General features: G+C 33.2%; 12 protein-coding genes. 3 read left to right on the top strand and 9 right to left on the bottom strand.

The genetic code is table 11. The annotated features are described in order from the left end of the window. The 3 genes from AA81_RS09560 to AA81_RS09550 form a co-directional block, all read right to left on the bottom strand. Positions 1 to 1260: MFS transporter (locus AA81_RS09560; RefSeq protein WP_103898897.1), on the bottom strand; the 1260-nt coding region annotated here is incomplete at its 3' end. Between the two features lie 358 nt (positions 1261 to 1618). Beyond that, positions 1619 to 2110, bottom strand: a complete 492-nt coding sequence (locus tag AA81_RS09555; RefSeq protein WP_245857175.1) for an ATP-binding cassette domain-containing protein — start codon at positions 2108 to 2110, stop codon at positions 1619 to 1621. A 118-nt stretch (positions 2111 to 2228) separates the two neighbouring features. Next, positions 2229 to 3500, bottom strand: coding sequence for an MFS transporter (locus AA81_RS09550; protein WP_103078676.1), 1272 nt, complete (start codon positions 3498 to 3500; stop codon positions 2229 to 2231). A 571-nt stretch (positions 3501 to 4071) separates the two neighbouring features. Here AA81_RS09550 and AA81_RS09545 point away from each other — a divergent pair. Then, positions 4072 to 4977, top strand: coding sequence for a tRNA dihydrouridine synthase (locus AA81_RS09545; protein ID WP_103898896.1), 906 nt, complete (start codon positions 4072 to 4074; stop codon positions 4975 to 4977). A 3-nt stretch (positions 4978 to 4980) separates the two neighbouring features. Here AA81_RS09545 and AA81_RS09540 read toward each other — a convergent pair whose 3' ends face one another. From AA81_RS09540 to AA81_RS09515, 6 genes are all read right to left on the bottom strand, one after another. Continuing rightward, complete coding sequence (locus AA81_RS09540; protein WP_103898895.1) at positions 4981 to 5355, bottom strand: flagellar protein FlaG; 375 nt, start codon at positions 5353 to 5355, stop codon at positions 4981 to 4983. Between the two features lie 74 nt (positions 5356 to 5429). Continuing rightward, positions 5430 to 6455 carry a tRNA preQ1(34) S-adenosylmethionine ribosyltransferase-isomerase QueA gene (queA, locus tag AA81_RS09535; protein ID WP_103898894.1) on the bottom strand — a complete coding sequence of 342 codons (1026 nt, stop codon included), beginning with the start codon at positions 6453 to 6455 and terminating at the stop codon, positions 5430 to 5432. Beyond that, on the bottom strand, positions 6448 to 7446 hold the full coding sequence (locus AA81_RS09530) for a hypothetical protein (RefSeq protein WP_103898893.1): 999 nt from the start codon (positions 7444 to 7446) through the stop codon (positions 6448 to 6450). Before AA81_RS09530 ends, queA begins: the two co-directional genes overlap by 8 nt. A 4-nt stretch (positions 7447 to 7450) precedes the next feature. Further along, positions 7451 to 7930, bottom strand: a complete 480-nt coding sequence (gene tsaE, locus AA81_RS09525; protein ID WP_103898892.1) for a tRNA (adenosine(37)-N6)-threonylcarbamoyltransferase complex ATPase subunit type 1 TsaE — start codon at positions 7928 to 7930, stop codon at positions 7451 to 7453. Continuing rightward, on the bottom strand, positions 7909 to 8559 hold the full coding sequence (locus AA81_RS09520; RefSeq protein ID WP_103898891.1) for an endonuclease III domain-containing protein: 651 nt from the start codon (positions 8557 to 8559) through the stop codon (positions 7909 to 7911). The genes tsaE and AA81_RS09520 overlap by 22 nt, the downstream gene beginning before the upstream one ends. Before the next feature lie 10 nt (positions 8560 to 8569). Continuing rightward, positions 8570 to 9532, bottom strand: a complete 963-nt coding sequence (locus AA81_RS09515; protein ID WP_103898890.1) for a 2-hydroxyacid dehydrogenase — start codon at positions 9530 to 9532, stop codon at positions 8570 to 8572. A 270-nt stretch (positions 9533 to 9802) separates the two neighbouring features. On the opposite strand from AA81_RS09515, the gene AA81_RS09510 reads away from it, so the two are divergent. After that, positions 9803 to 11374, top strand: coding sequence for a dynamin family protein (locus AA81_RS09510; protein WP_103898889.1), 1572 nt, complete (start codon positions 9803 to 9805; stop codon positions 11372 to 11374). Between the two features lie 129 nt (positions 11375 to 11503). Further along, positions 11504 to 12090: GTP-binding protein (locus AA81_RS09505; RefSeq protein WP_439331574.1), on the top strand; the 587-nt coding region annotated here is incomplete at its 3' end.

The following is a 12090-nucleotide window of genomic DNA, read 5'->3' as shown; positions in this document are numbered from 1 at the left end:
ATTAACAGGTTTAGGATTGAACGTTTCTTCTGGTGCAATTTTTAAAAATAGGATAATTACAATAACTGATACTATGCTTGCAAACAGTGCAATTTGATATCCCCTCATTAAATCTAAAAGAATACCATATATTTGTGCACCAACAGGTACAGCTCCTTGAGCAATCAACCCCACAACCGTAAAAACACGAGATCTTACTTTGGTTGGTGTCATTTTTTGCATGTTGGTATCAATAGGTATATTTATAAAAGCATTGCTCACGCCTATTACCATAAGGTTTATGTACAAAATTATTAATAAAGTCCATGATGCACCTCCGAATTTGGTAACGATATTAGGAAAAAATAAACCTGAAATGATGAATAACATAATTGCCTCTACTGTTAAACCGAGTGTCACCGATTTTTTCGGATTATTTTTAGAAAAAATAGTACCAATTAAAATACTGCCAATTAGTATCCCCACGGTAAAAGAAGATTGAGTGATTCCATACTGTTCGCTCGTAAATCCAATTTCTTGCCTTAATACATAAGGAAGCACAATCGTAAGAATCGGTGCCAATAAAAAATTGACAATCATTACAAACAAAAGTAATTCTTTCAAACCTTTTCTTCCCTTTATAAAAATTACTCCCTCTTTGATGTCTGAAAACATAGATTTAAAGGATATTTTCTGCTTACCTTCAAAATGTGGTACGTAAGTAATAAACATTTCGCTTATAGCAGAAATAACGAAAGAAATTCCATTTATAAGAAATACAACTTTGATTCCCCCAAATCCATATATGATTCCTCCAAGGATTGGTCCTATAATTCTAGAAACACTATTTATTGAAGAATTTACCGAATTAGCTTTGGTGAGGAAATCAATAGGAACTAAGTCGGGAAACATTGCCTCGGTTGAGCCGCCGAAAATACTGTCTAATATAGAAATAAATACTTGGGCAGTGAAGATAAAGGCGATGTTCATCCAACCTTGATAGGCTGAATATGCCATAAAAAGTATAATTATCCCTCGTAAATAGTCCATATTCACCATAATTTTCTTTCGATTCATTCGATCTCCCAAAACCCCTGCTATCGGTGAAAAAATCAAGCCTGGCAGCATACTTAAAAGAGAAAATGTACCCATAAGGGTTCCAGAGCCTGTAAGATCAAGAATATAAAGCGGTAAAGCAATCATTTGTACGCCAGTTCCTATTAAAGATACGAGCCTACCTGTGGAGTATAGCCAAAAGTTTCTTTTTTGCTCTTTTGTCATAGAATTTCCCCCTGTTTTGATCTTGTTATAGTAACTTTATTCTAGATTTAGCGCCCCTTCGCCCCGCTACCCACCCATTTAAGGAATAGGAGACCCGCGCTAATTCTCCCCGAAGCTCAATTTACAAGGAAATAATTATTATAATTTTAACATATATTTTTAGGTGTTTCAAACTCGTTTAAGCTTCTTGTCAAATATGGATTACTGTCCTCTTTTATGAGTGTTTTTCCTAAAAATTCTTTAATTCAAATTACTTTTCAAAAAGCATTTTGGACAATTACTCAATGTTTGAAAAACGCCCATTTAGGGCGCATTTTCGGAAATTAGGTTCTCTTGAAAATAGTGGCTAATTAATCTTTCATACAACCAACTGACTTTCTATTATTTCTCTGTAAATGGGAGAATTTTTTAGTAACTCTTCGTGTGCTCCTTCTCCTCTTATCTCCCCATCTTTCAATAATATCACCTTGTCTGCTTTTCTTATCGTCGATAATCTGTGGGATATTATTATCAAAGTCATTTCATACTCTTTCAATTCATCGAATATTTCTTCTTCTGTTTGAGAATCTACCCCTGACGTTGCTTCATCCAATATCAATATCTTTGGTTTCCTTATCAATGCTCTTGCTATTGCTACTCTCTGCCTTTGCCCATCAGATAACTTACTTCCCCTTTCCCCCACTACCGTGTCGTATCCTTCATCTAAAAGTCCTATGAATTTATCTACCTTCGCTTTCTTTACCGCCTTCATGAATTCTTCTTGGGTGAATTCATCATCCAACATTATATTTTCTTTGACCGTCATGTTGAATAAGGGTTCATTACCCCTTCGTTTTGTGTTTAAAGCCATCTTTCATCTTTTCCTTGAATCCCTTTCGGGGTGTTCTTTTACCTGGAGAGTATTCACGCTGTTTTTCATAAAAGCATTAAACAACAAATGATAAATTGATTTTATCAAGCTTTGACTTTTATACTTCTTCAGTAACAGGTTTGGGATTAAAGGTTTCTTCTGGTGCAATTTTTAAAAAAAGGATGGTTACAATAGCTGATGCTATGCTTGCAAACAGTGTAAGTTGATATCCCCTCATTAAATCTAAAAGAGTGCCAAATATCAACGAGCCAACAGGTATAGCTCCTTGAGAAATCAACCCCAAAACTGTAAAAACACGAGATCTTACTTTGGTTGGTGTCATTTTTTGCAGGTTGGTATTAATAGGTATATTTATAAAAGCATTACACACGCCTATAAGCATAAGGTTTATGTACAAAATTATTAATAAAGTCCATGATGCACCTCCGAATTTGGTAACGATATTAGGAAAAAATAAACCTGAAATGATGAAAAACATAATGGCTTCTGCTATTAAACCAAGTGTCATCGATTTTTTGGGATTACTCTTATAAAAAATAGTGCCAATTAAAATACTGCCAATTAGTATCCCCAAGGTAAAAGAAGATTGTGTGATTCCATACTGTTCACTAGTAAATCCAATTTCTTGCCTTAATACATAAGGAAAGACAATCATAAAAATTGGTGACATTATAAAATTGGCAATCATTGCAAACAAAAACAGTTCTTTCAAACCCTTTCTTCCTCTTATAAAAACTAAGCCTTCTTTGATGTCTGAAAACATGGATTTAAAAGATATTTTCTGCTTACCTTCAAAATGTGGTACGTAAGTAATAAACATTTCGCTTATAGCAGAAATAACGAAAGAAATTCCATTTATAAGAAACACAACTTTTATTCCGCCAAATCCGTATATGATTCCTCCGAGGATGGGTCCTATAATATTAGAAACACTATTTATTGAAGAATTTACCGAATTAGCTTTTGTGAGGAATTCAATAGGAACCAAGTCTGGGAGCATCGCACCGGTTGAGCCACCGAAAACACTGTCTAATATAGAAATAAATACTTGGGCAGTGAAGATAAAGGCAATGTTCATCCAACCTTGATAGGCTGAATATGCCATAAAAAGTATAATTATCCCTCGTAAATAGTCCATATTCACCATAATTTTCTTTCGATTCATTCGATCTCCTAAAACCCCTGCTATCGGTGAAAAAATCAATCCTGGAACCATGCTTAAAAAAGTAAACGTACCCATAAGGGTTCCAGAGCCTGTAAGATCAAGAATATACAGTGGTAAAGCAATCAATTGTACGCCACTTCCTATTAAAGATACAAGCCTACCTGTGGAGTATAGCAAAAAGTTTCTTTTTTGCACTTTTGTCATAGAATTTCCCCCTGTTTTAATCTTTTTTATTGCCTTTAGAAACTCTAAAACTTCTTTAATAGCGCCCCTTCGCCCCGCAGCCCACCCTATAAGGAAAGAGAATCTTTACCCCTTCGCCCCGCAGCCCACCCTATAAGGAAAGAGAATCTTTACCCCTTCGCCCCGCTGCCCACCCATTTAAGGAAGGTGGAGAGGGGTTTCCTGCTTCCCTCCCATATTCTTTTACTTTTACAATTTTCTGATGTTTTCGAGATAAACCTGCCATAATTCTTCAGATAGTAAATCATAAGCTGTGTAATAAGATTCTACCTTTTTAATTTTTTTCTGTGGTCTTCTCAACATTTTTATAACCCCCTTTAATTATTTTAAACTTAATTCAAATATTTCACAAAAATTATAACAGATAAAATAAAAATTGTCAAGTAAATAAATAAAAAAATCAATAATTTTTATGTTTCTACTAAAGATTTTTGAATTTACTTATTGTATAGAGATTTAAAATTGGTGTATATACCTGTTTAACGAAAAAAGCTAAAATAAATCACGAATATGGTTCGGGAGGAGTAAGTGGATGTTAGAAAATCAAATTGGTTTAGCTCCGATGGCGGATTATACTGATTACCCTTTTAGGGAGATTTGCAGAAGATTTGGGGCAGATTTTACTTTTACAGAAATGATTTCAGTAGATTCTATAATAAGAGAAAATGAAAAGGTTGAAAAAATGCTTCCTCAGAAGGGTGAGGCTAATATAGGTGTGCAACTTTTTGGCAACGACGCAACAAAATTTGTCGAAGCAGCCAAAGCTGTCCAGAGTTTAGCTAGTTGGATCGATATAAACGCTGCTTGCCCTGTTAATAAAGTTGTGAAAAAAGGTTCAGGGGCAGCTTTGTTAAAAGATCCAAAATTATTGGGAGATATCGTTTTTACTCTTAAAAAGAGTATTGATTTACCCGTAGGAGTAAAGGTAAGATTAGGATACGATCAAATAAATATAGAAGAAGTAGCTCAAACAGTCCAAGAAGCAGGTTCAGATTATATTATTGTTCATGGTAGAACTCGGTCACAAATGTACAGTGGAATTGCAAATAGAGAAGTAATAAAAAAATTAAAGAAGAAGATCAATATTCTTTTAGGAGCAAGCGGTGATGTGTTCAGCAAAAAAGATATAGATGATTATTTGTTGAATTATGGCGCGGATTTTGTTTTAGTTGCAAGGGGCGCTATTGGTAACCCTTGGATATTCACAAAGAATAATTATAATCCAACTTTAGATGAGAGAATAGATACTTGTTTAGAGCACTTGAAATTTACGATAGAATTTTATAGTTCAGAGGTTTATGCAGTAAAAAAATTCAGAAAAGTATTAATGAAATACTTTTCTGGTATTGAAGGCTCAAAGGAGGTAAGAAGAAAGTTGCATTTACTTTTAACTTATAATGATGTCGCCGAATTGGTTTATACAACATTAAAACATTAATAATTATGCTATCTCATCAAGTAATATACCTTGAACATCGTTTAGGGCTTTGGCAAGTTTGACGGACACTTCAGGTGGTATCTGTCTTATAATTTCCTTAGTGTCTTTATCTATAATTTTTACAATAATAATATCCAAATCCCTTTCTATTTCAAACTTCGCCTCTCCTTTGAATATTTTGGATAACTTTTTTAATCTATCTTCAATTATTTTTGTGACTTTGTCAAGCTCGTCTGGCATAACCTCTTCTTTTTGAATCGGCTGGTTTGAATTTTCAGGGTTTCTTTGATTGGCATTCGCCATTTCAATGTGCTGTCTATTGGCTATAGGATTGTTAATGGAAAAATCTTCTTTACCCCCAATGTTTGATATTCCCATAATATCACCCGACCTTGAAATTATTATTCACTTTTTTATCGACTGATATTTAATAAACTTTAATATTTAAAAAATTACATTATAAACATGGCGTCACCAAAGGAAAAAAATCTATATTTCTTTTCTTTTGCAATTTCATATGAGTTCATAATAAAATCACGACCAGCAAACGCTGAAACAAGAAAAAGAAGTGAAGATCTGGGTAGATGAAAATTGGTGATCATAGCATCAATTATTTTAAATTCAAATGGTGGGTAAATATATAGATCTGTTCTACCAGCAAGTTCGTCTGGATTTCTGGCAATAGTTTCGAGAGTTCTAACAACCGTTGTTCCTGTGGCTATGACCCTTTTACCATTGGCTTTGGCTCTGACTATATCTCTAAGTACACTTTTTGATACAGTATAATACTCTTCGTGTATTTGGTGGTTTCTAATGTCTGGCTCTTTAACAGGTCTGAAGGTTCCTAAACCTACATGAAGCGTAACTTCAGTAAAATTTACGCCGTAATCAGTGAGCTCATCTATTAGCTCTTGTGTGAAATGTAAACCAGCTGTTGGTGCAGCCACCGCACCATTGTTTTTTGCGTAGGTAGTTTGATATTTTTCTGGATCGTCAATCTGTTTTTTTATGTAAGGCGGTAAAGGAACTTCGCCAATTCTTGGCAATTTTGAAAAAAAGTTAGGATCGTCAAATTCTAAAATTCTAGAACCATCTTCCAAATGTTCTACTACCGTGCAAACTAAATTATCTTCAAAGATAAGTTTGTTGCCTTTTTTTATCTTTCCACCAGGCTTTACCAAAGCTTTCCATGTTTTATCGTTTCCATTTTTTTCTAAAAGTAAAACTTCAACTTTTGCACCTGTTTCCTTTTTACCGTATAATCTTGCAGGGATAACTCTGGTATTATTTAAAACAAGCAAATCGCCAGGTCGTAAATAATTTTTTATATCCCTAAAAACTTTGTGTTCGATACTTTTTACTCTTCTATTTAGCACCATCAACTTGCAGCTATCTCTTGGTTCAACAGGCTCTTGGGCTATAAGCTCTTCAGGTAATTCGTAGTTATATTGTTCTAAGTCGAAACTTTGTTCACTCATCCAAAAACCTCCGCAGTTCCAATAATTTGTCTTTATCAAACTGATATTCATTATATTTATCCTGTGAAATCATGTAATAACCAAGTTTATTACTAAAATGAACGATCAATTCATCTGCAGGTGATTCAAAGTAAACCCTCTTTTTTTCGGACATTTTTTTTAAAATGTCCTTGTCATCCTCGCTTTTTAAAACGTATTCAATGTTTTTGTCGAATACTATTATTGCAGGGAAAAACGTCATATTTTCTATGTAGAGATTATCCAGCAAATCAACCAATCTAACTATACTTTCTTGATCGTTGTACCTTACAACGTTACTACCATCGATAATAACACCTTTAACCGTTCCTTGGCTCATAAGCCTATAATGGTAGTAAGACACGTTTTTAAGATGAAGTTCCACCATCTGTTTTTCGTAAGGACCTAAACTTTTAAATATTTCTTTTATTTTTTTGTACAATGAGATCTTTGTATCAAGAGGATCTATGCTTAGGATCTCGTCTATGAGGTCTTGTACAAAGGGAGTTTTCACATCTAAAGGTATGTATGTTATTAGTGCGTATAAGTCTATAAAATCTTTAAAATCCAGTCTTTTCAATATAACTTGAGGATTGTAAAACTCTACCCCGTACTTTTTTAGTTTTTCATTGTAGCTACCAGGTGGAAACTTGTCTGGAAAAAGTAAAAATTTCAGGTTCTCGATCGTTTCTTCTTTTAACTTGTAATAGCTTTTTAAATCATTGAATCTATTCTCTTTTGGTTTTTTTAAAATATGCATTATCAGAAATTGAAAATCGTTTATGTGCTTTTTTGGTATTTTTAGTTCGGCATCTTTTCCTAAAACTCTATATATCCAAAACATTTTTCTTTCGTTTAATTCTCGCGGTTTTCGGAGAATTGCATTAGCTTTTTCAACTATTTTTCTAGTTTTTTGGCTATGTTCTTTGTAATCTTTTTCTGAGATAACGTTAAAAATCCTTTGAATTGACACAAAACTACTGCTCCTTTTCTATATTAGCCTCCATCTCTTTGTACTTTTCACCAAATCCTTCGATTTTTACATCCCTATACCTAATATCTTCATTGTAGGAAATGTGAATCTCCAATCTTTCTTCGGGGGTTAAGTAATCCAAAAAGTCTGCCCATTCAATTATATATATCCCTTTAGGATCCATAAAGACATCTAAATACTCTATCTCTTGTGGCTCGTTTAACCTATACAAATCAACGTGATATATAGTTGGATTTGTGTCATATACCTTTACTAAAGAAAAAGTAGGGCTTGTTACGTTTATAGGGCTTTTGCTCAAGCTGTTAACTATATACGATGTCAACGTAGTTTTCCCCGTTCCCAAATTGCCAAAAAGTAGTAATTTTGCACCAGGGAAAAGATATTTAGAAATAGTTTCTCCTAATTTTTGGATTTGTTTTAGGTTGAGTTTGTTGTAAGATATTATAGGTTGTTCACTCCCCAATTACATTTTTCTTTTAGAAAACAATTAGAACATTTAGGCGTTTTTTTACAATAAACTTTTGAATGTTTAACTATCAACGCATGGTATTCGTTGTAAAGCTGAACATCTTTTGTCAGGTTTTTCTCAAAGAAATTTTGAAACTCATCGTATTCTCTAGACAATATTAAACCCAATCGTGAAAACATCCTCTTCGTATAAGCATCGATAACAAAAACCGGCATTTCAAAGGCGTATAAAAGTATCGAATCAGCGGTTTCTTTTCCTATTCCTTTTATACTTAACAGTTCTTCCCTTAAAGAGGTTACACTTTTATTTTTAATCTTATCTGTATCATAATTATATTTTTTTAACCATTCTAAGAAGTTTTTCAAACGTTTACTTTTGAGATTGTAAAAACCGGAAGATCTTATTAATTGAGCCAAATCATCTTCTTCGATTTTAGATAGTTTTTCTGGTTCTAATAGATCGCGTTGCTTCAAATTTTCAATAGATTTTTCGACGTTGTTCCAGGAAGTATTTTGTGTTAAAATAGCCCCCACAGTCACTTCGAACCAATCGTCTGCGGGCCACCAATGCTGTGGACCGTAATAATCGTAAAGATCCTTGTATATTTCATATACTCTATTCAATATTTAATTTCTACCTCCATATTAGATGTTCAGGTGTTTCTCCTTCCAAAGCTTGAATGATATCTTTTGCTACCATCTGAGCCATTCGACTTCTCGTCTCGTGTGATGCAGATCCGATGTGTGGTGTTACTACTACGTTATCTAAATCTTTTAATCCAGGTGTCAATTGTGGTTCATTCTCATATACATCTAACGCTGCTCCTGCAATCTCTTTATTTTTTAATTTTTCGTATAGCACTTGTTCATCTATCACAGGACCTCTTGCCGTGTTGATAACAAAGGCAGATTTCTTTAATAGCGATAGTTTTTCTTTATCCAACATATGATAAGTCTCGTCAGTTAAAGGCACATGTAAACTCACATAATCAGAAACCTTCAAAAGTTCATCAAGCGGTAAATAAGTGGCATTCAAAGCCTTTTCTTCTTCGCTGGAAAGGCGATGACGTTGATAGTAATAAACTTTCATATTGAAGCCTATTGCCCTTCTGGCAACTGCTTGACCTATACTTCCAAATCCTATGATACCCAAGGTTTTGCCGTATACATCTGTTCCCAGAAACAATTCAGGCTTCCAACCATCAAATTTACCTTCTCTTGTAAAGGCATCAGACTCTACGATTCGTCTAGCAACAGCTAACATCAACGCCCAGGCTAAATCAGCGGTGGTTTCGGTTAATACATCAGGGGTATTAGTTACATATATTCCTAACTCTTTTGCCTTTTGAATATCGATGTTGTTGTATCCAACAGCGTAATTTGCAACGATTTTTAATCTATCCTTACCTGCTTCTAACACTTCACTATCGATCGGATCTGCCAACATCGTAATTAATGCGTCAGATTCTTTCACTATTTCTTTTAGTTCTTCTTTGGTGAGTAGCTTATCCTTTGGATTGACCCAAATATCGTATTTACCTTTTAGCAAATCTATACCTGCTTCAGGAATTTTGTAGGTTATTGAGACTTTTTTCATTTTTGGACCTCCTAAATTGAGATTCTGTGAAACTATAAATCTTTTTGACGCTCGTTCGCCCAGCTACCCGCTCATAAAGATGAATTGAAGTGGGCTTTGCTCCTTAGAATATTCTTGAATATGCTATTTAATTATATCATAATAAAAAGCTGAGCACTAAATTTTGCTGCTATATGCAAAACGCTTTTTTTGTTTTTTTATAATTTAGTAAAAAATCAATGACATATGTAATATAATTAAGTTGAATTCAAAAATGAGAGGTGGTGTTCTATGGGGATATCTTTAGTTAGCGATAAATTTAAGAAAGAAGAGTCTAAGTTAAAAGCCTTGTTGAACGATTATTTAGACCTTATCAATAGGAATTCTTTTTTGATTAAAGATAAAATTGACGAAGTAAAGAGCGAATTCGAAACACTTTTCAATTTTGTGGTTGTAGGCAAAGTTAAAGCTGGTAAAAGTAGTTTTTTAAACGCTTTACTTGGAATTAAAGAAGGAGAAGAGAATATCTTCGAGGTTGGACCAGGACCTCAGACTTCCAAAATAACAATCGTTCGAAAGGGTCAAGGAAACGTTGAAACAAAAGGTGATATGGTTACAATCTACAAAGATTTGGACTCTTTGGAAGGAATAGAGATAATAGACACCCCAGGAACGGACACAATAATGGAGAAACATGAAAAGATCACTAGAGATTTTTTAGAAAATAGCAATCTGATAATGTTTGTTTTCGACTCGAAAAATATATACACAAAAAGCGATTGGGAGTTGATCGAAAAGATTATCAAGGATTTGAAAAAAGATGTCATCTTTATTCTTTCCCAGAAGGATAGAGCTTCACAAGAAGAGATAGAAACTGCTAAAAAAGAACTTATAAATAGATGCAACAAAATAGATTTGAAAGATCCCAAAATCTTTTTAACTTCAGCTAAGTTAGAAATTGAATCTAAACCTGATAGTGGTTTCCAAGAGATTAGAGAGTACATTTTTAACGAAATAGGTAGTCATGACAAGAAAAGAATGAAGTTGAAAACAATTATAGGTAAGATTAGATTTTCCGTTGACCAAAATAGCAACATTTTGAACGAAAAAATCGAGAAATTGGAAGTTCTTGAAAGATATTATGAAACCCTTAATGCATTTTTAGACGAAAACCATTCTTTTTTGAATATTAGGTTTGAGTCAATTAGCGATACTATAAAAAATTATTACTTGAGTAAGTTAACTAATTTGAAAAATTCAATCTTAAACTTTTATAAAACGCAGAAAAAAGTGAAGGAATTGATCGAGTACGAGATTACTAAATTTATAAAAGAGGGATCAAATATACTGGAAGAGAAAATAAAAAGAGAAATCACATATATTATCGATGAAGAAAAAAGAAGAATAGATAAATTTTTTGATAAAGAAGAAGTTGTTGAAAGATTAGGAAAGGATTCTTTTTTAAATGAAAAGTTAAAATCTGATGTTGATAAATTTTTTGATGATTTTCAGGAAGATTTGGAGAAAGAAATCAACACAATTTTAAATAGAACCTTTAAAACAGTCACGTTTAAAAACAAAAATCTATTGAACAGGTTATACATCTCTAAAAGTGTTCAGAAGAGATTGGATAATGAAATTTCTAATCAAATGAAGGCTTTAGAAAATACACTTAGAACTAATGTTGAATCTTTTTTAAATAGCTTAAAAGTAAAAATGCAAACAAGTATGTTTGAAAACTACGAAGCATTTAAAAACGAAATAAATAACCTAGAACATTTCAAAGATCTAAAAGAAAGAATTGATGAATACTCAAGACAATTGGAAGATATAGAGTCATCTCTTAATAGTAAATCTTTTTAGTTTCTCTTATTTATGATATAATATTCCTACATTTATAGGTTTGTGGAGGTGCTTTCTTTTTTGTTTGATCCCAATTTTATTAGAAATATAGCAATAATTGCACATATTGATCATGGAAAAACAACCTTGATGGATAGAATACTTGAATTGACGCATTCAATAGACGAAAGAAATATGAGAGAGCAGTATTTAGATTCAATGGACTTAGAAAGAGAGAAAGGAATTACTATAAAATCACATCCGGTCAAGGTTTTTTATACTGGAAAAGATGGAAATGAATATGAGCTGAATATTTTAGATACCCCTGGGCATATTGATTTTACCTATGAAGTTTCAAGAAGTTTGGCAGCATGTGAAGGTGCTATTTTATTGGTCGATGCCACTCAAGGTGTTCAGGCTCAAACGGTTACCAACACGTATTTAGCGTTGGAGAACAATTTGGAGATCATAGGCGCAGTAAACAAAATAGATCTTCCCACTGCTAATATTGATGAAACAATGTTGGAAATAAACGATTTGGTTGGTATTGAAGCTGACTCTATAATCCCTATTAGTGCAAAAACTGGAGAGGGTGTCAAGGATTTACTGGAATTGATTATTCAAAAGGTCCCTTCTCCCCTTAGCAAAGGCAATACTTCAGACAAGTTGAAAGGTTTGATATTCGATGCTAAGTACGATAAGTATAAAGGAATCATCGTTTATTGCAGAATATTTGG

It is taken from the genome of Petrotoga halophila DSM 16923 (assembly GCF_002924615.1).
Note: the sequence above shows the minus strand (reverse complement) of the source record. Positions and strands in the feature narration are given on the sequence as shown.